Below are 21462 nucleotides of genomic sequence, written 5' to 3' on the forward strand. Positions count from 1 at the left end.
GCCGCCTCGCGTAAAAAGACGCCGTCTGTTTACCGGATCAATGTCCTGAAGTCATCAATCTCTGAGCAGCTCGTTGATGCCGGTCTTCGAGCGGGTTTTTTCATCGACGCGCTTGACGATGACGGCGCAGTAGAGATGCGGCGCCGGCTGGCCGTTGCCCATCGTTGCATTGCCCGACGGCATCGAGCCGGCGACGACGACGGAATAAGGCGGCACTTCGCCGTAGCTCACCTCGCCGGTGGCGCGGTCGACGATCTTGGTCGACTTGCCGATGAAGACGCCCATGCCGAGCACCGAGCCTTCGCGGATGATGCAGCCTTCGACCACCTCGGAACGGGCACCGATGAAGCAATTGTCCTCGATGATCGTCGGGCCGGCCTGCATCGGTTCCAACACGCCGCCAATGCCGACGCCGCCGGAGAGATGCACATGCTTGCCGATCTGCGCGCAGGAGCCGACCGTCGCCCAAGTATCGACCATCGTGCCTTCGCCGACATAGGCGCCGAGATTGACGAAGGAGGGCATCAGGATGGCGTTCGGGGCGATATAGGCCGAGCGGCGCACGATGCAGTTCGGCACGGCGCGGAAGCCGGCGGCGCGGAAGTGGTTCTCGCCCCAGTTTTCGAATTTCGAAGGAACCTTGTCCCACCAGGTGGAATTGCCCGAGCCGCCCTTGACCACGTCCATGTCGTTGAGGCGGAAGGAGAGCAGCACGGCCTTCTTCAGCCACTGATTGACCGTCCAGGCGCCGTCGGCGGAGCGTTCGGCGACGCGGGCCTTGCCGGCATCGAGCAGATCGAGGGCTGATTCGACCGCATCGCGAACCTCGCCCTTCGTCGACGTGTTCACATTGTCGCGATTGTCGAAGGCGGCTTCGATGATCTTTTCGAGGGATGCGAGGTCGGTGGCGCTCATGAGAATTCCTTAAACTTCGATCTTTATCGTGGAGACGGGGTGTCTCCGAAATTGTGGTTGGCGGGGTTTTACCCTGCTCTACAGCATGAAGCCGTAGAACGGAAAGATTTTTCCGACAAGATGATACCTGGATTCAAGACGTTATAGCGACATATCCGGCTTCGAAGCCGGCAATACTGAAAGGCATTTCGACATGGCGAAGGGACGAAACGGCGGTTCGCGGCGCAAGGATGGCGTATGGGACCCGCTGAAGAGCAGTTCGACCGACAGGCAGCGCGCCGAAGCCGTGCCGAAGACGCCGCAGACGCTGTCGCCTGCCTACCGCCTTGCCTATGTCGACGAGGATTTCCTCTGCCGCGAGGAATTGCGGCCGATCCGCCTGCAGCTGGAGTTGTTGAAGACGGAGATGATGCTGACCGAGCGCGGCATCAGGTCGACCGTCGTCATGTTCGGCGGCGCCCGCATTCCCGCCCCCGGCCAGAGCGCCTGGGCAGCCCGCAACGATATCCAGCGCGTCAACCTGGAGGCGGCCTCCGTCTATTATGACGAGGCGCGCAAATTCGCCCGGCTCTGCTCGAAATATTCGGCCACCTTGAATTTCCAAGAATATGTCATCGTCACCGGCGGCGGCCCCGGGGTAATGGAGGCGGGCAATCGCGGCGCGGCCGACGAGGGCGCACCTTCGATCGGCCTCAACATCGTACTGCCGCACGAGCAGGCGCCGAACGCCTATGTGACGCCGGAACTCAGCTTCAACTTCCACTATTTCGCCATCCGCAAGATGCACTTCATGGTGCGCGCCAAGGCGATCGCCGTCTTTCCCGGCGGCTTCGGCACACTTGACGAATTCTTCGAATGCCTGACGCTGATCCAGACCGGCCGCATGGAGCGCCTGCCGTTGATCCTGTTCGGGGAGGCGTTCTGGCGGAGCATCATCAATTTCGAGGCATTGGCCGAATTCGGCACGATCGCGCCGGACGACGTAAAGCTGATCAGCTTCGTCGATACGGCAGAAGCGGCATGGAAGATCGTGCAGGATTTCTACGAACACCGCGAGTAAGGCTCAAGCGCGGTTCGGCCGAACGACACGCATTCACAATTCCCCCCGCTCCTTTCTGCCGGAGCGGGAATGGAGCGGGAGGAACGGTTCGTCCGGCCCTACAGAAGCGGCCGGTCCGGCATGTCGTCGATCGAGATGACGTCGTCCTTGTTGCGGTCCATTCGCGCAAACAGCTTGTCGAAGGCGGCTTCGGCTTCCTGTTTGGAGATCTGGCCGTTCTGGTCGGTGTCGATCCGTTGCATCATCAGCGAGGCGCGCATGAAGTTGCCGCCATGGCGCATCCAGCGATGTCCGTCACGACCGTCGTGGCCGTCGCGCGGCGGTCGTCCCTGGTCATTGTTGTCGGCGGTTTCAGGTGCCGTGGGTGCGGCGTTCGCATCCTTGTTTTCGCCGGCCTCCTGTTTGCGCTGATCTCTCATCGCTTGCATCTGCGTTTTCCGGTACTCACGGATTTCGCCCGGTGTCAGCGAACCGTCCTTGTTGGTGTCGATCGAAGCGAAGATCTTGTCGATGCCGGCGGTCGCCTCGTTCTTGGAGATCTGTCCGTCCTTGTTCGTGTCGAACTGCTTCAGCATGCGGACATAGGTGATTTCGCGGAAGGCAGCTCCCGGACCGGGCCGGCCCATGCCGGCATGCTGGCGCGGTCCGTCACCCGGTGCGGCAAAACCTGCCCCGGCGGCGGCGCCGAAGATGAGGGTGGAGGAAAGCGCTGCCAGTATCAGCTTGTTGCGGTACATCGTGTTTGCCTTTCGTAAGGTGTCCCCTCACGAAAGAAGATATGGCAGCAGGCTCGCAAGACCCAGTTAAACATCGGTAAGATGAATGAAAACTTGGTAATGCTTCAGCCGATAATCCCGCGGAGAAAAGCGGCGAGATCGTCGGTGACGAAATCGATATGATCCTCCTCGCCGCTGGTCTTCTCCCACCATTCGACGACCGTCTCTTCCAGATTGCGCGGCACCAGCAGCACGGTCTGCATGCCGAGCGCCTTCGGCACCGTCAGGTTGCGCGGCAGATCCTCGAACATCGCCGCCTTGGTGGTTTCGACCCGCTTCAGCGCCGTGAACTTGTCGTAGGTCGCCTGCGCCGGCTTCGGCACGTAGTCGGCAGCGACGATATCGAAGATGTCGTCGAAATGCTCGAGGATGCCGAGCGCCTCCGCCGTCATTTCGGCATGTTTGACGCTGCCATTGGTGAAGATGAACTTGCGCCCCGGCAGCGCCTTGATCGCCTCGCCGAGTTCCGGCTGCGGCGTCAGCGCCGTGTAGTCGATCGCATGCGCCTTTTCGAGAAAGTCGTTCGGGTCGATGCCATGATGGATCATCAGGCCTTGCAGGGTCGTACCATGCTCGAGGTAATATTGCTTCTGCAGCTTGCGCGCCTCTTTCCGCTCCATCTGCAAGAGTGCAGCGACATAGGCAGTCATGTTCTTGTCGATCTGCGCGAAGAGATTGACATGATGCGGATAGAGCGTGTTGTCGAGGTCGAAGACCCAGTCTGTGACGTGCTGGAAATCGGTTTTATTAGGCGTGCGGTCGATCTTGGTCATGGCGGTCTTATGGCACGGCTTATCCGCCAAGGAAATCGGCAAGAAAGAATAGACGCCCGATTTTCGGCGGACGGCGCAGGCACGGAATGCTAGAAAGCGCTCATGCTTTTCGAACGCCCCGACGATGATACGCTCTATGATGCCCTGATCGCGCGCAGTGCCGATTATGAGGGCCAGGCCTATGTCTGCGTCAAGACGACCGGCATCTTCTGCCGTCTGACCTGCCCGGCGCGCAAGCCGAAGCGGGAAAATACGCTCTTCTTCGACACGATCGCCGCCTGCATGCACTCGGGATTCCGCCCGTGCCAGCGCTGCAGGCCGCTGGAGCAGCCGGGCAGGGAGCCGATCGTCGACGAGCTGCTTGCCGCACTCGACCGCGAGCCGCAGCTGCGCTGGACCGAGGATGAGCTTGTGCGCCGCGGCCACGATCCCTCGACCGTGCGCCGTGCCTTCAAACGCAGGCTCGGCATGACCTTCCACGATATCGTCCGCTATATCAGGCTGGGCGAAGCGGCCCGGCAACTGGCCGATGGCGCGCGCGTCATCGATGCTCAGCTTGAGGCGGGATACGACTCTCCAAGCGGTTTCCGGACGGCCTTTCAGCGACTCGTCGGCAAGGCGCCGGCGCTGTCGCAGAACCGCGAACTACTCTTTGCCGACTGGTTCGACACCCCGCTCGGGCCGATGGTGGCCGTCGCCGACAAGACGCATCTGCATCTTCTCGAATTCCACGACCGTAAGGCACTGCCGACCGAACTCGAGGCGCTGCAGAAGCGTGTCCGCTCCTCGGTTGCGATCGGCCGCACGCCGGCGATCGACCAGGTTGAAGCAGAAATCCGGGATTATTTCGAAGGGCGGTTGACGGTTTTCAGAACGCCATTGGCCCTTGGTGGCACGCCCTTTGAAAAGCACGTCTGGGCAAAGCTCATGGAGATTCCTGCCGGCCAGACGCGCGCCTATGGCGATCTTGCGAGGGAGATGGAAAGGCCGGAGGTCGTGCGCGCTGTCGGCCGCGCCAACGGCGCCAACCAGCTTGCCATCATCGTGCCCTGCCACCGCATCCTCGGCGCGGATGGTTCGTTGACCGGCTATGGTGGCGGACTATGGCGCAAGCAATGGTTGCTGCGGCATGAAGGGAAGATCAGAGCACACGCACCTAACATGGAGGAGACGGCATGAATCAGATTGAAAAGGCCAAGGCATTCGACGCATTGCACCGCAAGGGCGACCCGGTTGTTCTCTACAATATCTGGGATGTCGGCACGGCAAAGGCCGTCGCCGATGCCGGCGCCAGGGCGCTTGCCACGGGAAGCTGGTCGGTCGCCGCTGCCCATGGTTATGCCGACGGCGAGAAGCTGCCGATGTCGGTGCTGGTCGAGACGGCGAAATCCATCACCGCTGTCGTCGATCTGCCGCTTTCGGTCGATTTCGAAGGCGCCTATTCGGCCGAGCCTGAGGGAGCGGCCGCCAACGTCGCCAAGCTGGTGGATGTCGGTGCCGTCGGCATCAATTTCGAGGATCAGGTGATCGGCGGTGGCGGGCTTTATCCGGCCGAGAGGCAGGCGGCCCGCATCCGCGCCATTCGCGCCATGGCCGAAGGGAAGGGCATTCCCTTTTTCATCAACGCTCGCACCGATCTCTTCCTGGCAGAGAGCGATCTTTCCAAACATGCCGGTCTGGTCGACGAGGCGATCGAGCGCGGCAAGGCCTATGCGGCCGCCGGCGGCAGCGGCTTCTTCGTGCCTGGCTTGATCGATCCCGCCTTGATCGAGAAGATCTGTGCCGCCTCGCCGTTGCCGGTCAACATCATGATGCGAACAGGCGCCCCCGATGTGAAGGCGCTGGCCAAGCTCGGCGTCGGCCGCGTCAGTTATGGTCCGGGGCCTTACCGGTCGATGATGGAAAAGCTGAAACAGGAGGCGGCGACGATCTATAGCCCGCTCTGACGTCGAATGCCCGAGGACCGCAGATCCAAAGCATGTCGCGCAAAAGTGTGCAGCGGTTTTGCGACAACGGCATGCGAAAAACAAAGAGCTAAAGCGCGACGAGCGAATCCGAAAGATCGCGACGCGCTTTAGTGAGAAAGGCTGCGGCTCCGGAATGAAATCCCGCTCCGCTCAGGAACGGAAGCGCAGATTCCGCCGGCTGAGCTGGCTGATCGAGGTGCAGCCCATCAGCTTCATGCCGCGCTCGATCTCGGTGCGCATCGTCTCCAGCGCCCGTTCGACGCCGGGCTGTCCGGCAGCGGCAAGCGGGAAGAGATAGTAGCGCCCGAGCCCGACAGCCTTCGCCCCCAGCGACAGCGCTTTAAGAACATGCGTTCCCCGCTGCACACCGCCATCCATCATCACGTCGATCCGGTCGCCCACGGCGTCGACGATCTCGGCCAGCTGGTCGAATGCGCTGCGCGAGCCGTCGAGCTGGCGCCCGCCATGGTTGGAAAGCACGATGCCGCTGCAGCCGATCTCGGCCGCGCGCTTGGCGTCTTCGACCGACATGATGCCCTTAAGGCAGAATGGCCCACCCCACTCGCGCACCATCTCCGCCACGTCGTCCCACGACATCGAAGGGTCCAGCATCTCGGTGAAGTATCGGCTGATCGACAACGTGCCGCCATCCATCTTGACGTGGTTTTCGAGCTGCGGCAGCCGGAAGCGCTCGTGCGTCAACCAGTCGATTGCCCAGGAAGGCTTGATCGCGAACTGGGTCATGCCGGCAAGATTGAGCTTGAAGGGAATGGCAAAGCCCGTGCGCTTGTCGCGCTCGCGGTTGCCGCCGGTGATGCTGTCGACCGTCAGCATCATCGCCTGCACGCCGGCATTTTTCGCTCGCGCCATCATCTCGCGGTTGAGGCCGCGGTCCTTGTGGAAATAGAACTGATAGACCTGCGGTCCGCTGCTGATCCGTCTCGCTTCCTCCAGGCTGATCGTGCCGAGCGAGGAGACGCCGAACATCGTGCCGTGTTTTGCCGCCGCCGCTGCGACCGCCCGCTCCCCCTGGTGGTGGAAAAGCCGCTGCAACGCCGTCGGCGAGCAATAGACCGGCATTGCGAGCTTCTGCCCCATGACGGTCACCGACATGTCGACCTCGGCCACGCCGCGCAAAACGTTAGGCACCAGATCGCAAGCCTCGAAGGCCGCCGTATTGCGCCGGTACGTCACCTCGTCATCGGCGCCGCCGTCGATATAGTCGAATATCGGCCCGGGAAGACGCCGTTTGGCCATGCGCCGGAAATCGTGAAAATTATAGCAATCTGTCAGGCGCATTTCTTTCCTCGATATCCTGTTCCCATGTGAGAAAGATCCGCCCTTGGTGGTGAAGGGCGCAGCCTCGATCAGGGAACGATCAGCGTTCCGACGCCGTGCTCGGTGAAGATCTCGAGCAGCACGGAATGGGCAGTCTTGCCGTTCAGGATGACGACACCCTGCACGCCGGCCTTGATCGCATCGATGCAGGTCTCGACCTTGGGGATCATGCCGCCCGAAATCGTGCCGTCGGCGATCAGCGCATGGGCTTCGGCGACGGAAAGCTCCTTGAGGAGCTGGCCGTTCTTGTCGAGCACGCCCGGCACATCGGTCAGGAACAGCAGCCGGGTGGCGTTCAGCGCGCCGGCAATGGCGCCGGCAAAGGTATCGGCATTGATATTGTAGGTGGCGCCGTCACGGCCAGGCGCCACGGGCGCGATGACTGGGATCATCTCGGAACGGGCGAGCAGATCGAGCAGCGTGCGGTCGACCTCGACCACTTCGCCGACGAAGCCGAGATCGAGCACGCGCTCGATGTTCGAATCCGGATCCTTCACGGTCTTGCGCGCCTTTTCGGCGAAGACCATGTTGCCGTCCTTGCCGCAAAGGCCGATCGCCCATTCGCCGGTCTGGTTGATGAGGGCGACGATTTCCTTGTTGATCGAGCCGGCGAGCACCATCTCGACGATCTCGACCGTTTTTTGGTCGGTGACGCGAAGCCCGCCCTCGAATTTCGATTCGATGCCCATCTTGCTCAGCATGGCGCCGATCTGCGGGCCGCCGCCATGAACGACGATCGGGTTGACTCCGGACTGCTTCAAAAGGGCGATGTCGCTGGCAAAGGCCTTGCCGAGCTCGGGATTACCCATGGCGTGGCCGCCATATTTCACGACAATCGTCTTGTTCTCGTAGCGCTGCATGAAGGGCAGCGCCTTGGCCAGAAGCCGTGCCTGCATTTCGCTTTCGGTTTCGTTCATGGGAACCCCGCAGAATTGTTCGCGGCCTTTTATCGCAACTTTCTGACAGAGGGAATAATCCAGAGGGCAATAGTTTTTCGTATCTGGCGCGAAGCCGGCAGCCGCTACCGTCCGGCGCACGCAAGCTTGATATGGGGAACGGCATGCAAGGCGATGAGATTGCAAACCTGATCGGCCGCGTCGCACTCGGCGATCGCAGGGCTTTCGCAGCCCTCTACAATCAGACCGGACCGAAACTTTTCTCGATCTGCCTGCGTATCGTGAAGGATCGCACGGAAGCCGAAGAGGTCCTGCAGGAAGTCTATATCGGCATCTGGCAGCGCGCTCGCAGCTTCTCCGTCGCTTCGGGTTCGTCCTCGGCGTGGCTGGCTGCGATTGCTCGCAACCGGTCGATCGATGCGCTGCGGGCGCGCAAGCCCGTCGCCGACGAATTGGATACGGTCTATGATCTCGCCGATGCCGGACCAGATCCGGAAAGACAGACCATGACAAAGGATGAAGGAAGGCGGATTGACACCTGCATGGAAGAGTTGGAAGCTGATCGTGCGGTCGCGGTGAAACGGGCTTATGTCGAAGGGCTGAGCTATCAGGAACTGGCCGATCAGTTTGGTGTCCCGCTGAACACGATGCGGACCTGGCTCAGGCGCAGCCTCTTGAAACTGAGAGAGTGCATGGAACGATGACATCGCCCGACAAAAGCAAGGGAGACCGCTCCCGCGACGAGGTTCTCGCCGGCGAATATGTGCTTGGCGTCCTGTCGTTGCAGGATCGCCGGGTGGTCGAAGAGCGGATGCGCCACGACCGGCCTTTCGCTGCGATCGTCAGCCGCTGGGAAACCAACCTCTCCGCCTTCAACGACGAGTATGAAGGTGTCGTTCCGAACCGGGAAACCTTCAAGCAGATCGAGGCGCGGCTTTTCGGCGATGGCCAAAAGCCCGCATCCTTTTCGCAAGGGCTTTGGAATTCCGCCGTTTTCTGGCGCTCGCTGAGCTTCGCCTGCGCCGTCGTCGCCGTCAGCGCCGTCATCTTCGCCTCCGGCGTGGTGCCGCAGCCGCAGGGGCCGGCACCGCTGGTGGCCTCGCTTTCAGGCCAGAACAGCACCATCAATCTTCTCGCCTCCTACGAGCTGCAGAGCGGCCGGCTGAAGATCGTGCCAGTCGCGGCCGGCAAGCCGAAGGAGAAGTCGCTGGAACTCTGGCTGGTGCCGGGCAGCGGCCTGCCGAAACCGCTCGGCGTTTTCCAGCCGGGCGAAAGCGGCGAACTCGTCATTCCCGCCGATCTGCGCAGCCAGGTCGCCGATGGCGCAACACTTGCCGTCAGCCTCGAACCCTTCGGCGGCTCGCCGACCGGCCAGACGACCGGCCCGGTGATCGCAAGCGGCCCCCTGCGCCGACCATAATCTGCGCCGGCCATAAATCATATTCTCCTGCCTGAAACTCTTCCGCACGGCCCTCCGTAGTTCGAAATGTCCGGACGACGCTCAGGCATAAAGCCCGCGGATGGTCCGGTGAGGAGAAAATCATGATCAAGTCCGTATTGCGCGGCGTCGCGCTCGCCGCCGCCATGTCCGCTGTCGCCTTTGCCGCCGCGAAAAACCCGGTGGTTGGCGGTGCTGCCATGTTCGATAGCAAGAACATCATCGAGAACGCCGTGAATTCAAAGGATCACACGACCTTGGTCGCAGCCGTCAAGGCCGCCGGCCTGGTCGGCACGCTCGAGGGCAAGGGTCCTTTCACCGTTTTTGCCCCGACCAACGAAGCTTTCGCCGCGCTGCCGAAAGGCACCGTCGATACGCTGCTGAAGCCGGAAAACAAGGCGACGCTGACCAAGGTCCTGACCTGCCACGTCGTTGCCGCCGATGCGATGGCCAAGACCGTTGCCAAGCTGATCAAGGATGACGGCGGCGAGCACGACATCAAGACCGTCGGCGGCTGTGTGCTGAAAGCCAAGGAAAGCATGGGTAAGATCACGTTGACCGACGAAAACGGCGGTGTCTCCCATGTGACGATCGCCGACGTCAAACAATCGAACGGCGTCATCCACGTCGTCGACAAGGTGCTGCTGCCGAAGATGTAAGCCCGCTCCAATCGGCAGACGCATTGGGGCGCTCCTAGAGCGTATCCGGATTTAGTTGAATCGGAAGGGATTCCGTTTTTGTGTGTTTTGTGATTCAAGATGCTGGCTGGAGTGGAGGCCAGCATCGAATGACGCGACCTCTTTCCAATGATCTTCGTGAGCGTGTTGTTGCTGCAATCGAAGCCGGTGAGAGCTGCCGGTCGGTTGCGGCGCGGTTCGGTATTGCCGTGTCTTCAGCGGTAAAGTGGTCGCAGCGTTATCGTTCGAGCGGATCTGTCGCGCCTGGGAAGATGGGCGGCCACCGCAAGCGGGTTCTGGAGCCGCATCGGGCGTTTATCGTGGAGCGGATCAACCAGACGCCGCATGTGTCACTGCACAGGTTGAAGGAAGAGCTGGCCGCGCGAGGGGTGAAGGTATCCCACGATACGGTATGGCAGTTCCTGCGGCGTGAGGGATTGCGGTTCAAAAAAAACACTGTTCGCCCTTGAGCAGGCGCGCGCTGACGTCGCGCGACGGCGACAGCGCTGGCGATCCTGGCAGGCTGGCCTCGATCCAAGACGGCTGGTCTTCATCGATGAAACCTGGATCAAGACCAACATGGCGCCGCTTCGAGGGTGGGGGCCGAAGGGCAAACGCCTGCGCAGCTTCGCGCCGCACGGACATTGGCGCACCCTGACTTTCCTCGGCGCGTTGCGCTGCGATCGGCTTACCGCACCCTGTGTCTTCGATGGACCGATCAACGGTGAGTGCTTTCGCGCCTATGTCGAGCAGCAACTCGTACCGGTGCTCAAACCCGGCGACATCGTCGTGATGGATAATCTCGGCTCCCACAAGTCGGTCGCCATCCGTCAGATGATCCGCAACGCTGGTGCTCGGCTCTGGTACTTGCCGCCATACTCCCCCGACCTCAATCCGATCGAACAGGCTTTCGCCAAAATCAAGCACTGGATGCGCCTGGCTCAGAAGCGAACCATCGATGACACCTGGCGCCACATCGGACACCTCGTCACAACCATCGAGCCCAGCGAATGCAGCAACTACTTCGACAATGCCGGATACGCTTCCGTCAAAACCTGAAACGCTCTAGAGCAATTCCAGGAAAAGTGCAGAGCGGTTTTCCGTCCGGAATTGCGCAAAAACAAAAGGTTAGAGCGGTTCTGTGCGTCCATGGAAAGCTGAACCGCTCTAAGGGCGCCCCAAGAAAAAATTCCGCGCAGATAGAGCGTCCTTAGCGCATCTGAAAAGACGCGCGCCGCTCTATTGGGCCGCATCAGCTCTCGGGAAGACGAGGCTGACACTCATGCCGGTGTCAGGGGACGAGGTGACTTCAACCTCGGCGCGGGCATTCTGTTTCAGCGACTGTACGATCATCGCGCTGAGCTTCCCGGGCTGCGGCCAGGTCACATCCTGAGGAAGACCGACCCCGTTATCAGCAACGGTAATCCTGCAGCCGGTATCGCTGACGACACAGCGAAGCGTGATCTCGCCGCCATCGCGCCCCACGAAAGCATGCTTCAGCGTATTGGTGAGGAGTTCATTGATGACGAGGCCGGCCGGCATGGCGACATCGACGGAGACTGGCCAGGTATCGACCTTCATGTCCAGCCTGATCCCTTCCACCGCATGGGCCGCCATCACAGAAGCGGCAATCTGGCTCACATAGGTGCCAAGATCGATCGTGGCGCCCTTCTCTTCGTCCGACAGCGAGCGATAGAGCAGAGCCAAGGCTTCAATCCGCCCGGCAAGCCGCGCAAACCTTTCGCTTTCCTCATTCTGTTGAGCATTGCGCGCCTCCATTCGGATGAGCGCCGTGATCATCTGCAGATTGTTCTTCACGCGATGCTGAAGTTCCCGCAGAAGGACATCTTTCTCCGTCAGCAGTTCGCCGAAGCTCTCAGCGGCCGTCGTCTCATTGCGGGCAGCAAAAGCCACCAAACGGAAAAGTGGGGTGTCATCATCGTCAACGATGGTATTCGACCAGACATCGACAATGACGGTGCTCTCGGGTTCGGCCACCAGCGAGAAGGCACCGATATACTCCTCCGCAGAAGTCACGGCGGCGGTGAGCGGCACCTCTCCGGAGACGGCGGTGAAGCTCAATTCAATTTCCGGCCAGGGTTTTCCCTGGACCTCGGTTGCCTCCAGCGCCGTCAGCCGTTCGAATTCGAGGTTGACGTAAATCAGCGGTTCATTGCCACTGAGTTCGGAGACAGCCACCGCGAATGGGACATGATCGAGAAAGTGCCGAAACCGGCTATCATCAAGGGCTTCGGCAAGGTGAGGCAGGCTGTCCACACCTTCGGGCGAAAGGGGCTGGTCTTTGCTATCGGTCATCAAATATTACTCGTGGACACGGCTGCTCCCGACACGGCAGGAGAATTAAGCGTTGGCTTAAAAACTGCGGGGACGCAAGCGTTGATCGGCGGCGCGTCCATCGACTGCCGGCCAAAGGGTGATTTAAGTCCGGTCGTAGGTAAATGACGTCAGCAGCGTCGTGACGAAATTGCTCGCCCTTTCCTTGACCAGCACTTCCGTCCATTCATCCGTCCCGCGCAGCCGCAAATCCGTGTAAATACTGTCGACGGCCGCTTCTTCGATACGCTTGATATGCGTCTTGAACGAAGCCTCGCCGCCGCCGTGATACATGTCTCTGATCACCATGCGCAGAATTTCCTGAATGGCGATCTGCCAGGCCGTATTGATCGACTGAAGTTCCTGCGGAGTCTCTGCCATTGATGAATTCCTTGATGCGATGCGAGTGAATGTCAGCACGCTTCGGGTCGTCCTTCAGCGCGCGATCTGCAAGCCCATCGTTTCAGGCGCGGTCTAAATTTCGAGCCTTGTCAATCGGCTTGTGATCTCAGCAGGCCCTGGCGCGTTTTGCAATGAGGGCAGAGGTGGCCGACACCCGGTTACTCTGTTCCCTCGCAAGCCGGGCCTCCCGAAGCCGCAATGTCTTTGCCTGCTGCGATTGGGCGTCGGATTCGAGCTCCTCGGCCGCCTGGTTCTTCGCGAAAAACTGGGTCTGGACGCTGCCGAAGGCAATCTCCGCCCGCTGGCGAGATTTGCTGTATGTTTCTGTCATGTTGGCTCCGATACTCGTGGGCTCGACGCGCGAGCGAAAACAAAAAGGCCAGGCAAATCGCCTGGCCTTGGATTGATAACGTGCTTCCGGCAGTGCCAGTACATCCGTGGTCAAAGGAAAGCAGATACCGAGTTAAGCGTTCTGGAGATTGCAAGCGGACATCTTGCCCGACTTGTTGTCACGCTCGAGGTCGAAGCCGATCTTCTGGCCTTCGACGAGTTCGCGCATTCCGGCGCGCTCGACGGCGGAGATGTGAACGAAGGCGTCAGCGCCGCCGTTGTCAGGCTGAATGAAGCCGAAGCCTTTGGTGGAATTGAACCATTTAACTGTGCCGGTGGTCATGATGATGAACCCTTTCATAGCAAATTGAAGAACCGCAACGCCGAGGCGATGCCGATGGTGATAGCGATTTTTGAAAGGAAGTTCGTTCAGAGCGCGGTGCCAATCGCGCGATAACCAAGCCAGCAAGCAAAATTCGATGACCGCTATCTAGCTCATCAAAGCTGGGTCGTCAACCGTTAGTTTTTAGGCCCTGCTATGTTCAACTGCGGGATGCCGCGGCGACCTTTACACCAAATGACTTCGCGTCCGGGTGCTCAGGCCGTCTATTTCCAGCGGGCGATGCCGACGGTTTCGGCGATCGCCTGGCGCAATTCGTCCAGCCCATCGCCCTTTTCTGACGAGGTGGACAGCACGCCGGGATAAGCGGCCGGGCGCTTGCGGATCTTTTCCGCCGTTTCGGCAATGAGCTTCGGTACACCAGCCGCCTTGATCTTGTCGGTCTTGGTCAGCACGATCTGGTAGGAGACGGCTGCCTTGTCGAGCAGATCAAGCACGTCATCGTCGTTCTTCTTGATACCGTGGCGGCTGTCGATCAGCACATAGACGCGCTTCAGCGTTGCGCGGCCACGCAAGTAATCGAAGACGAGCTTGGTCCACTTGTCGACCTGTTCCTTCGGTGCTTGCGCATAACCATAGCCCGGCATGTCGACGATCGCAGTCGGCGGCAGGTCTTGGCCTTCGCCGGAATAACCGTCCGGAACGAAATAGTTCAGTTCCTGCGTACGCCCCGGCGTGTTCGAGGTGCGTGCTAGGCCCTTCTGGCCGACCAGCGCATTGATCAGCGACGACTTTCCGACATTCGAGCGACCGGCGAAGGCCACTTCCAGCGGCCCTTCCGGCGGCAGGAAATTCAGGGACGGTACGCCGCGGATGAAGATCCATGGGTGGCCGAAGAGCGGCTTTTCGATGTCGGACATGCAGGCTCGGCAATCTCTGGGTTGGGTCTTTTACCGGGCTTCATGGTTTTGCGGGCGGATGTCAAGCTTTTCAGGCGCCTGCGCGGCATGCCTTGTCTCCTTCGTCCGCCGCCCGGAAATGAAAAGCCCCGCCGGAGCGGGGCTCTGCAAGCATCATTTCGACTGCGCCGTTTTTCGTCGGAACAGACCCTTCAGATTGTCGAAGAGTTCGACCTTGACGCCGTGGCGCTTCATGATCACCGACTGCTGGATCACCGAGAGCGTGTTGTTCCAGGCCCAGTAGATGACGAGACCGGCCGGGAAACTTGCCAGCATGAACATGAACACCAGCGGCATCCAGGTGAAGATCATTGCCTGCGTCGGATCGGGCGGCGTCGGGTTCATGCGCATCTGCAGGAACATCGTGATGCCCATGATCAGCGGCCAGACGCCGAGATGCAGAATGGTCGGCGCTTCGAAGGGCAGCAGGCCGAACAGGTTGACGATCGTCGTCGGATCGGGCGCCGAAAGGTCCTTGATCCAGCCGAAGAAGGGCGCATGCCGCATTTCGATGGTGATGTAGATCACCTTGTAGAGCGAGAAGAAGATCGGGATCTGCAACGCCACCGGCCAGCAGCCGGCGATCGGATTGATCTTCTCTTCCTTGTAGAGCTGCATCGTCGCCTGCTGCAGCCCCATGCGGTCGTCGGCGAATTTTGCCTTCAACTCCTCCATCTTCGGCTGCATGCGCTTCATGTTCGCCATCGAAGCGTATTGCTTGCTGGCGAGCGGGAAAAACAGCGCCTTGACGACGATGGTCGTGCACAGGATCGCCACGCCGAAATTGCCGAAGTAGCGGAAGAAGAAGTCCATCAGCTTGAACATCGGCTTGGTGATGAAATAGAACCAGCCCCAGTCGATCAGCCGGTCGAACTTCGGAATCGAGTAGCTGGCCTCATAACCGTCGATGACGGGCACTTCCTTGGCGCCGGCGAAAACGAGGTTCTTGAGCTCGATCGATTGGCCCGGCGCAACGGTGAAGGCATCTTCCTTGTAGTCGGCCTGATAGCGCGGCTGACCGTCGGCAAAATGCGAGAAGCTTGCCTCATAGGGAGCACTCTGCGGTGGAATGATCGTCGCCGCCCAGTATTTGTCGGTGATGCCGAGCCAGCCGCCGGTGGATTTGGCCGGCTTGACGGCTTCCTTTTCGGCGGCGGTATATTTGGTTTCGACGAGGCCGTCATCGCCGATGACGCCGATGAAGCCTTCATGCAGCACGTAGACGGAGGGCGTCGTCGGCTTGTTGTAACGCGTGACCCGGCCGTAGGAATTGAGCGAGGCAGGAGCCTGGCCGGTATTCGCGACCTTGTCGGCGACGGTGAACATGTAGCGTTCGTCGACGGAGATGGTGCGGGTGAACGTCAGGCCCTTGTCATTGGTGTAGGAAAGCGTCACCGGCGTCTTTTCGGTGAGCTTGGCCCCCTCGGGCGCGGTCCAGAGCGTCGAGGGACCGGGAACGCTGCCCGTCGCGTCGCTGCCGATATAGCCGAGTTCGGTGAAATAGCCGTCCTTGGTTTCGGCCGGGCTGAACAGCGTGATGATCGGGCTCGAGTCGTCGACGGTCTCGTGGTAGCCCTTGAGCTTCAGGTCGTCGAGGCGGGCGCCGGCAAGGTTGATCGAGCCGGAGAGGGCAGCAGTGTCGATGACGACGCGCGGGGTCTTTGCCAGCGCCTGCTCGAGCGTCGCTGTTGCGGCCGCCTGGTTGGACGGTGCCGCACCGCTCGGCTGGGCCGGCGTCTGGCCGCCTGCTGCCGGCTGCTGCACCTGCTCGGTCTGTTGCTGCTCCTTCTGGGCTTCCTGCGTCTTGCGCTGGGCCTCGATGCGCGGATTCATATAGAGAAACTGCCAGCCGAGGACGATCAGCACCGAGAGAGCGATCGCAATGAAGTAATTGCGGTTGTTTTCCATCATACGTTCCTGGGGCGTCCGTCTCCGGAGCGCCGGTGTTTCGGCCTGGTTTCCACGCGGGATTTCAATTCCGCGGCCAATTCCTGGAAGGACGCGTCAAGCACGTCCCTGCGCGCGACAACCACATAGTCGTGTCCGGGCTGCATTGCAAACCCCGCATGAAGCCGCACCGCCTCTTTCAGGCGGCGGCGCATGCGGTTCCGTTCGACCGCGTTGCCATGTTTTTTGGTGACTGTAAAACCGACGCGTGCCTGGCTGTCGGGTTCCTTCCGGTCGAGGACTTCGAGAAGGAAGAGGCCGCCCCGGCGTTTTTCGCCCTCGCGCGCGGCAAGAAACTGCGGGCGGCTCTTCAGCCGCCCGACAGTGTGTTTCATCTCACTGGTCGTCAATTCGCCCGCCATCTCTTACCGGGCAACCCGGCCTTACGCCGACAGACGGTTGCGGCCCTGCGCGCGGCGGGCTGCGATGACCTTGCGGCCACCCTTCGTGGACATGCGCGCACGGAAACCGTGGCGACGCTTGCGAACAAGCTTGGATGGTTGGTAGGTACGCTTCATTTATTTTAAACACCGCGGAGTGCGGCCCTTCTTGAATTTGCATAATGCAAGGAGCGTTGTTTTTCGAACGGGCTGACCATGAAAGGCTTGAGTGACCGGACGTGCGCGGGCTTATAAGGACGAAGCCCGCAAAAGTCAATTATGCCGGATCATTTCACTCTGCACTGCCGCCTCCAAAGTAAGTTCGCACTTTGGTGTTAAGAAATTAGGCATGCTCCGAGTGGTTGTAGTTTTCCGCCGCGGCAGGGCGATTGCCCCTGTTTTCAGGCGCTTACGCCTTCCGGCCGCATTCGGCATGGATCATTTCCGAAGCCACAATCGTAAATATTAGAAATCTAACTTTAATTAATTTCGCCGATATTCAATGCATCGACTGGGAATTTGCTTTCCAGGCAGTGGCGTAGCTAGGAGCATTGCATTGAAGATCCGGGGCAAAATTAATCTGCTGGTTTGCGTGATGGGCGCGGTCGCACTTCTGATCGGCGCAACGGCATTGTCCGCCATGCACGAATACAGTCGCAACCTGACGGCTTATGAGCAGGCCGCCGCCCGCGCCTATGCCGGCGAACGGCTCAACCGTTTCGTCACGGCTGTGGTCATGGAGGCGCGCGGCATCTATGCCGCCAAAACGATCAAGGACACGCCGAACTTCGCCAAGGGCCTGATGGCCGACCTCGACGAGATCGACAAGGTCATTTCGGGCTGGGCGCCGCTCGTTCCCGAGAGCGAGAAGGCCGATTTTGCCAAGCTTGTCGCCCGCGCCGCGGAATTCCGCACCTTCCGCACGGAAACGGCCCGCCTCGGCACGGAAGTCGGCCCGGAAGCCGCCGGCCAACAAGGCAACAATGATGCCAACCGCGCCAACCGCAAGGCGTTCCAGGCGGAAATCGATGCCGTCGTCGCCACCGACAAGGCAGCACTGGAAACCGTCAATGCCGAGATCGAGAGCTTCCGCTCCTGGGTGCTGATGCTCGTGCTCGCCATCACCGGCATCGGCATCGCGGTCGGCATCGGCATGGGCTTCTATATCGGCACCAGCCATCTCAGCCGCCCGATCAAGCGCGTTACCCATGCGATCAAGGAAGTCGCCGACGGCAACTTCGACGCCGAGGTTCCCTTCGCCGGCCGGCCGGACGAAATCGGCGAGATGGCCGCAGCGGTTGCGGTTTTCAAGGCAAACGGCCTCGCCGTCAAGCGCCTCAACGCCCAGGAGGCGGCGATGCGCGCCAAGAGCGACGACTTGCAGTCGAGCATGTCGGTCGTCGTGGCCGCGGCTGCAGCCGGCGATTTCGGCCACCGCATCAGCAAGGACTACGAGGACGACAACCTCAATCAGTTCGCCGGCAACATCAACACGCTGCTGTCGAGCGTCGATGCCGGCATCGGCGAGACCCGCCGCGTCATCGCAAGCCTTGCCGAAGGCGACCTCACCCAGACGATGAGCGGCAACTTCCAGGGCGCCTTCGCCGAGCTGCAGCAGAACGTCAACAATACCTTCGTCACCCTGCAGGCGACGATGCGCGAAGTGCGCCAGACGACGGAGGCGATGAACGGCAACACCGCCGAGCTGCGCAACGCCAGCGACGACCTGTCGAAGCGCACCGAGCAGCAGGCAGCCGCCCTCGAACAGACCTCGGCAGCCCTCGACGAAATCACCGCCGTCGTCCAGAATTCCACCGAGCGGGCGCATGAAGCCACCATCATGGTGTCCGAAGCCAAGGAGAATGCCGGCCGCTCCGGCGTCGTTGTGGGCAATGCAGTCGAGGCGATGGGCCGCATCGAGCAGGCCTCGCGTGAAATCAGCCAGATCATCAACGTCATCGATGAGATCGCCTTCCAGACCAACCTCTTGGCGCTGAATGCCGGCGTCGAGGCGGCCCGCGCCGGCGAGGCCGGAAAGGGTTTTGCGGTGGTCGCCCAGGAAGTGCGCGAACTCGCCCAACGCTCGGCAAAGGCCGCCAAGGACATCAAGGCGCTGATCACCAAATCGGGCAACGAGGTGCAGGTCGGCGTCAAGCTGGTGCAGGCGACCGGCGAGGCACTGGCCGAAATCGGCACCCGTGTCATCGCCATCAACGACCATATCCATTCGATCGCGACGGCCGCGACCGAGCAGTCGACCGGCCTCAAGGAAGTCAATACCGCCGTCAATCAGATGGACCAGGTGACACAGCAGAATGCGGCGATGGTGGAAGAAACCTCCGCCGCCACCCACAGGTTGTCGGCCGAAGCCGGTGGACTGGTGCGCCTCATTGCCCGCTTCAAACTGTCGGATGATGCGCCGGCACCGGTGGCGCTAGTCCGCAACGAGCCGCAAAGACCGGTTGCCTCGCCCGCCCGCCGCGCAATCGCCAAGGTCGCCCGCGCCTTCGGCGGTAATGCGGCCGCAGCCGAGCAGAGCTGGGAAGAGTTCTAAGCTTTACTGATCACGCGCCTTTTAACGCCGCCTCCGGGCGGCGTTAGTTTTTCTGCCCGATCGGCAAAGACCCCGCCCCAAACCCCTCCCCACAAGGGGGAGGGGCTTAACCTGTCGCGCTGGCGCTTCCCACTTCGTCGTTTCATCCGCGGAAAGGCTGACATTTGCTGCGCGGGCGCCGCGATTAGTCCCTCCCCCTTGTGGAGAGGGGTTGGGGAGGGGCTTTCCTCCTCTCCGGCGGCATTTTCTTGTGACGAGGTGACGCTGCTCGCAAACATTTGAAAGCGGAGCATCTTGGTCTAATATAGAGCTCAGCGGTAAGGGCGGCTGAAATGCTGCCGGTCGGGCGAGACGAGAATGCCGATAAGAGACCAGGGCGACAATCCTTCGGCGGAGAACCCGGCGGCCGGCGAGGCCGCAAGGGCGCGGTGCCCGTCTGCCGGCCTGTTCGGCGGTCTCTCCGGCAAGCTGCTCTGGCTCACCATCGTCTTCATCATGCTCGCCGAAATCCTGATCTTCTTTCCCTCGGTCGCCAGCATGCGGTTGCGCTGGCTGCAGGACAGGCTGAACACGGCCGCTGCCGCCGCCATCGTCATCGATGGGCTGCAGCCGGTCGAGTTGCCGCGCGCGCTGCAGAAGGAGACGCTGGAGGCGACCGGCACCAAGGCGATTGTGCTGCGCAAGGACGGCACCTCGCGGCTGCTGGCGACGACCGATATGCCGACCTCCGTCGACGAAGCCTACGATCTGACCGACGTGCCGGCGCTAACGGCGATACGCGATGCGCTCGACACGCTGGTCTTCGGCGGCAACAGGATGATCCGCGTCTATGGCCCCGTCGGCGACACCAACACCGGCGTCGAGGTGGTGATGAAGGACCGGCCGCTGCGCAGGGCGATGTTCGTCTATTCCCGCAATGTCCTGTTGTTGTCGGTGCTGATCTCGCTGTTCACGGCAACGCTGATCTTCTTTGCGATCAACCGCATCCTCATCGGCCCGATCCGCCGGCTGACCGGCAGCATGCAGCAATTCTCCTCCGATCCGGACAACCCGGCCCATATCTATATCGGTGACGGCGGCCGCGACGAACTGGCGGTCGCCGGCCGCAACCTCACCTCGATGCAGATGGAGCTGCAGAAGACGCTGAAGCAGCAGAAGAACCTTGCCGCTCTCGGACTTGCCGTGTCCAAGATCAATCACGACATGCGCAATATCCTGGCCTCCGCGCAGCTGATGTCGGACCGGCTGGTCGATGTCGATGATCCGATGGTCAAAAGCTTCGCTCCGAAGCTGCTGCGCACCATCGACCGCGCCGTCGGTTATACCACCGAGGTGCTGTCCTACGGCAAGGCGAGCGAATCCGCGCCGCGCCGCCGTCATATCCTGCTTCTGGAGCTCACCCAGGAGGTCAAGGATATACTGGCGATCGATCCGCAGAGCGGCATCGAATTCATCGAGCAGATCGGCGCCGATCTCAAGGTCGATGCCGATGGCGAACAGCTGTTCCGCGTCATCCACAATCTCTGCCGCAACGCGCTGCAGGCGCTGACCGCGCCGAGCGAGGGTGCGCCTGGCACCTTGAAGCGCATCACCGTCGCCGCCCAGCGCGTCGGCAGCGTCGTCAGCATCACGGTCGATGATACCGGTCCCGGCATGCCGCTGAAAGCGCGCCAAAACCTCTTTGCCGCCTTCCGCGGCTCCGCCCGTTCCGGCGGCACCGGCCTCGGCCTCACTATCGCCCGCGAGCTGGTGCTTGCCCATGGCGGCACCATCGCGCTGGTGGAAAAACCGACGGTCGGCACGCAGTTCCGCATCGAGATCCCCGATCGCCCGGTTTCGCTGGAGGATTATCGCAGCCGGACGCATATCGAGAAGTGACGTGATTTCCGAAGGCGCCGCTGCTGGCAGACAAAGACGCGATTTTTTCAGAAATGCTCTTGCATTGTCCCGAAGGACGTTTTAGAGGATCGCCACGCAAGCGGCACCGCCGCATTTTGCACGCACCCGTAGCTCAGCTGGATAGAGCACCAGACTACGAATCTGGGGGTCAGGAGTTCGAATCTCTTCGGGTGCGCCACTCTTTTCCTAATGCATTGAAGCCCTAAAACATCTAGGGTTTCAGAACCTTAGCGAGAGCCGCCTAGTACACATCGGTATCGCACAAGGGTGGGACACTCGATGGCAGGGCTCAGCTATATGCAGAGACGGACTTCAGGCATCTACGAGTTTCGTAAGCGGCTTCCCCAAAGGTGGGCGTGCCGGGTCCGATCAGAGAGTTGGCTCCGTGGCAAACCGATCATCGTGACGCCCAACGCTAAGTCAGTCAGGTCGGTGTTGAAGACATGAGCGGGGGATGGGCATACGGCAGTTGCCTGC

General features: G+C 61.0%; 22 protein-coding genes and 1 tRNA gene. 10 read left to right on the forward strand and 13 right to left on the reverse strand.

The genetic code is table 11. The features are described 5' to 3' along the window. Nucleotides 1-54: 54 nt before the first annotated feature. A complete protein-coding gene (gene dapD, locus N2600_RS00330; RefSeq protein ID WP_260297643.1) occupies nt 55-915 on the reverse strand; it encodes a 2,3,4,5-tetrahydropyridine-2,6-dicarboxylate N-succinyltransferase in 861 nt (286 codons plus the stop codon). Between the two features lie 193 nt (nt 916-1108). Between dapD and N2600_RS00335 the strand changes: the two genes are divergently transcribed. After that, nucleotides 1109-1975 carry an LOG family protein gene (locus N2600_RS00335; protein ID WP_222386623.1) on the forward strand — a complete coding sequence of 289 codons (867 nt, stop codon included), beginning with the start codon at nt 1109-1111 and terminating at the stop codon, nt 1973-1975. A gap of 98 nt (nt 1976-2073) precedes the next feature. On the opposite strand, the gene N2600_RS00340 is transcribed toward N2600_RS00335, so the two are convergent. Together N2600_RS00340 and N2600_RS00345 are read right to left on the reverse strand one after the other, a co-directional pair. Next, the gene (locus N2600_RS00340; RefSeq protein ID WP_260297644.1) at nt 2074-2712 is read right to left on the reverse strand and encodes a calcium-binding protein; all 639 of its coding nucleotides are present in this window, start codon (nt 2710-2712) and stop codon (nt 2074-2076) included. A gap of 104 nt (nt 2713-2816) precedes the next feature. Next, a complete protein-coding gene (locus tag N2600_RS00345) occupies nt 2817-3524 on the reverse strand; it encodes a pyrimidine 5'-nucleotidase (RefSeq protein ID WP_260297645.1) in 708 nt (235 codons plus the stop codon). Nucleotides 3525-3626: 102 nt separating this feature from the next. On the opposite strand from N2600_RS00345, the gene N2600_RS00350 reads away from it, so the two are divergent. After that, nucleotides 3627-4703, forward strand: a complete 1077-nt coding sequence (locus tag N2600_RS00350) for a bifunctional transcriptional activator/DNA repair enzyme AdaA (RefSeq protein ID WP_260297646.1) — start codon at nt 3627-3629, stop codon at nt 4701-4703. Further along, nucleotides 4700-5470, forward strand: coding sequence for an isocitrate lyase/PEP mutase family protein (locus N2600_RS00355; protein WP_260297647.1), 771 nt, complete (start codon nt 4700-4702; stop codon nt 5468-5470). The genes N2600_RS00350 and N2600_RS00355 overlap by 4 nt, the downstream gene beginning before the upstream one ends. A 171-nt stretch (nt 5471-5641) precedes the next feature. Here N2600_RS00355 and N2600_RS00360 read toward each other — a convergent pair whose 3' ends face one another. Next, nucleotides 5642-6790 (reverse strand): alpha-hydroxy acid oxidase, encoded by a 1149-nt coding sequence (locus N2600_RS00360; RefSeq protein ID WP_260297648.1) that lies wholly within the window; start codon nt 6788-6790, stop codon nt 5642-5644. Nucleotides 6791-6858: 68 nt separating this feature from the next. Then, entirely contained in the window at nt 6859-7746 is an 888-nt protein-coding gene (gene argB / locus N2600_RS00365) for an acetylglutamate kinase (protein WP_018068726.1), read from the reverse strand. A 143-nt stretch (nt 7747-7889) separates the two neighbouring features. Between argB and N2600_RS00370 the strand changes: the two genes are divergently transcribed. The 4 genes from N2600_RS00370 to N2600_RS00385 all read left to right on the forward strand — a co-directional run bounded on the left by N2600_RS00370 (nt 7890) and on the right by N2600_RS00385 (nt 10899). Continuing rightward, nucleotides 7890-8429 (forward strand): sigma-70 family RNA polymerase sigma factor, encoded by a 540-nt coding sequence (locus N2600_RS00370; RefSeq protein WP_260297649.1) that lies wholly within the window; start codon nt 7890-7892, stop codon nt 8427-8429. After that, nucleotides 8426-9145, forward strand: a complete 720-nt coding sequence (locus tag N2600_RS00375; protein ID WP_260297650.1) for an anti-sigma factor — start codon at nt 8426-8428, stop codon at nt 9143-9145. The genes N2600_RS00370 and N2600_RS00375 overlap by 4 nt, the downstream gene beginning before the upstream one ends. 122 nt (nt 9146-9267) lie before the next feature. After that, nucleotides 9268-9822, forward strand: a complete 555-nt coding sequence (locus N2600_RS00380) for a fasciclin domain-containing protein (protein ID WP_222386630.1) — start codon at nt 9268-9270, stop codon at nt 9820-9822. Nucleotides 9823-9950: 128 nt separating this feature from the next. Then, nucleotides 9951-10899, forward strand: a protein-coding gene (locus N2600_RS00385; RefSeq protein WP_162115351.1) for an IS630 family transposase whose coding sequence is annotated in 2 segments (ribosomal slippage) — nt 9951-10286 and nt 10288-10899 — 948 coding nt in all. Because the reading frame shifts where the segments join, the coding sequence is not laid out codon by codon here. A 180-nt stretch (nt 10900-11079) separates the two neighbouring features. Here N2600_RS00385 and N2600_RS00390 read toward each other — a convergent pair. The 8 genes from N2600_RS00390 to rpmH all read right to left on the reverse strand — a co-directional run bounded on the left by N2600_RS00390 (nt 11080) and on the right by rpmH (nt 16670). Continuing rightward, nucleotides 11080-12156, reverse strand: coding sequence for a sensor histidine kinase (locus tag N2600_RS00390; protein ID WP_260297651.1), 1077 nt, complete (start codon nt 12154-12156; stop codon nt 11080-11082). A gap of 123 nt (nt 12157-12279) precedes the next feature. Beyond that, nucleotides 12280-12555, reverse strand: a complete 276-nt coding sequence (locus tag N2600_RS00395; protein WP_003544996.1) for a hypothetical protein — start codon at nt 12553-12555, stop codon at nt 12280-12282. A gap of 127 nt (nt 12556-12682) precedes the next feature. Continuing rightward, nucleotides 12683-12907 (reverse strand): hypothetical protein, encoded by a 225-nt coding sequence (locus N2600_RS00400; RefSeq protein WP_017966786.1) that lies wholly within the window; start codon nt 12905-12907, stop codon nt 12683-12685. Nucleotides 12908-13039: 132 nt separating this feature from the next. After that, nucleotides 13040-13249 (reverse strand): cold-shock protein, encoded by a 210-nt coding sequence (locus N2600_RS00405; RefSeq protein ID WP_003588915.1) that lies wholly within the window; start codon nt 13247-13249, stop codon nt 13040-13042. A 263-nt stretch (nt 13250-13512) separates the two neighbouring features. Continuing rightward, nucleotides 13513-14166 (reverse strand): ribosome biogenesis GTP-binding protein YihA/YsxC, encoded by a 654-nt coding sequence (gene yihA / locus N2600_RS00410; RefSeq protein ID WP_017966788.1) that lies wholly within the window; start codon nt 14164-14166, stop codon nt 13513-13515. A 153-nt stretch (nt 14167-14319) separates the two neighbouring features. Next, a complete protein-coding gene (yidC, locus tag N2600_RS00415; protein ID WP_260297652.1) occupies nt 14320-16113 on the reverse strand; it encodes a membrane protein insertase YidC in 1794 nt (597 codons plus the stop codon). Then, nucleotides 16113-16514 (reverse strand): ribonuclease P protein component, encoded by a 402-nt coding sequence (gene rnpA / locus N2600_RS00420; protein WP_017966790.1) that lies wholly within the window; start codon nt 16512-16514, stop codon nt 16113-16115. The genes yidC and rnpA overlap by 1 nt, the downstream gene beginning before the upstream one ends. Nucleotides 16515-16535: 21 nt before the next feature. After that, complete coding sequence (gene rpmH, locus N2600_RS00425; protein ID WP_003545006.1) at nt 16536-16670, reverse strand: 50S ribosomal protein L34; 135 nt, start codon at nt 16668-16670, stop codon at nt 16536-16538. 418 nt (nt 16671-17088) lie between these two features. Between rpmH and N2600_RS00430 the strand changes: the two genes are divergently transcribed. From N2600_RS00430 to N2600_RS00440, 3 genes are all read left to right on the forward strand, one after another. Continuing rightward, nucleotides 17089-19086 (forward strand): methyl-accepting chemotaxis protein, encoded by a 1998-nt coding sequence (locus N2600_RS00430; protein WP_260109956.1) that lies wholly within the window; start codon nt 17089-17091, stop codon nt 19084-19086. 357 nt (nt 19087-19443) lie between these two features. After that, the gene (locus N2600_RS00435) at nt 19444-20964 is read left to right on the forward strand and encodes an ATP-binding protein (RefSeq protein ID WP_260297654.1); all 1521 of its coding nucleotides are present in this window, start codon (nt 19444-19446) and stop codon (nt 20962-20964) included. A gap of 122 nt (nt 20965-21086) precedes the next feature. After that, a tRNA-Arg gene (locus N2600_RS00440) sits at nt 21087-21163 on the forward strand. Nucleotides 21164-21462 lie beyond the last annotated feature (299 nt).

It is taken from the genome of Rhizobium sp. WSM1274, assembly GCF_025200775.1.
GTDB lineage: Bacteria > Pseudomonadota > Alphaproteobacteria > Rhizobiales > Rhizobiaceae > Rhizobium > Rhizobium leguminosarum_I.

Excerpts from the sequence above, each read along its gene's own strand:
- N2600_RS00400 (WP_017966786.1), bottom strand. The coding sequence starts at position 12,907 with ATGACAGAAACATACAGCAAATCTCGCCAGCGGGCGGAGATTGCCTTC.
- yidC (WP_260297652.1), bottom strand. The coding sequence starts at position 16,113 with ATGGAAAACAACCGCAATTACTTCATTGCGATCGCTCTCTCGGTGCTG.
- rpmH (WP_003545006.1), bottom strand. The coding sequence starts at position 16,670 with ATGAAGCGTACCTACCAACCATCCAAGCTTGTTCGCAAGCGTCGCCAC.
- N2600_RS00340 (WP_260297644.1), bottom strand. The coding sequence starts at position 2,712 with ATGTACCGCAACAAGCTGATACTGGCAGCGCTTTCCTCCACCCTCATC.
- N2600_RS00335 (WP_222386623.1), top strand. The coding sequence starts at position 1,109 with ATGGCGAAGGGACGAAACGGCGGTTCGCGGCGCAAGGATGGCGTATGG.
- N2600_RS00350 (WP_260297646.1), top strand. The coding sequence starts at position 3,627 with ATGCTTTTCGAACGCCCCGACGATGATACGCTCTATGATGCCCTGATC.
- N2600_RS00390 (WP_260297651.1), bottom strand. The coding sequence starts at position 12,156 with ATGACCGATAGCAAAGACCAGCCCCTTTCGCCCGAAGGTGTGGACAGC.
- N2600_RS00405 (WP_003588915.1), bottom strand. The coding sequence starts at position 13,249 with ATGACCACCGGCACAGTTAAATGGTTCAATTCCACCAAAGGCTTCGGC.
- N2600_RS00360 (WP_260297648.1), bottom strand. The coding sequence starts at position 6,790 with ATGCGCCTGACAGATTGCTATAATTTTCACGATTTCCGGCGCATGGCC.
- N2600_RS00355 (WP_260297647.1), top strand. The coding sequence starts at position 4,700 with ATGAATCAGATTGAAAAGGCCAAGGCATTCGACGCATTGCACCGCAAG.
- N2600_RS00380 (WP_222386630.1), top strand. The coding sequence starts at position 9,268 with ATGATCAAGTCCGTATTGCGCGGCGTCGCGCTCGCCGCCGCCATGTCC.
- dapD (WP_260297643.1), bottom strand. The coding sequence starts at position 915 with ATGAGCGCCACCGACCTCGCATCCCTCGAAAAGATCATCGAAGCCGCC.
- N2600_RS00435 (WP_260297654.1), top strand. The coding sequence starts at position 19,444 with ATGCCGATAAGAGACCAGGGCGACAATCCTTCGGCGGAGAACCCGGCG.
- yihA (WP_017966788.1), bottom strand. The coding sequence starts at position 14,166 with ATGTCCGACATCGAAAAGCCGCTCTTCGGCCACCCATGGATCTTCATC.
- N2600_RS00370 (WP_260297649.1), top strand. The coding sequence starts at position 7,890 with ATGCAAGGCGATGAGATTGCAAACCTGATCGGCCGCGTCGCACTCGGC.
- argB (WP_018068726.1), bottom strand. The coding sequence starts at position 7,746 with ATGAACGAAACCGAAAGCGAAATGCAGGCACGGCTTCTGGCCAAGGCG.
- N2600_RS00375 (WP_260297650.1), top strand. The coding sequence starts at position 8,426 with ATGACATCGCCCGACAAAAGCAAGGGAGACCGCTCCCGCGACGAGGTT.
- rnpA (WP_017966790.1), bottom strand. The coding sequence starts at position 16,514 with ATGGCGGGCGAATTGACGACCAGTGAGATGAAACACACTGTCGGGCGG.
- N2600_RS00395 (WP_003544996.1), bottom strand. The coding sequence starts at position 12,555 with ATGGCAGAGACTCCGCAGGAACTTCAGTCGATCAATACGGCCTGGCAG.
- N2600_RS00345 (WP_260297645.1), bottom strand. The coding sequence starts at position 3,524 with ATGACCAAGATCGACCGCACGCCTAATAAAACCGATTTCCAGCACGTC.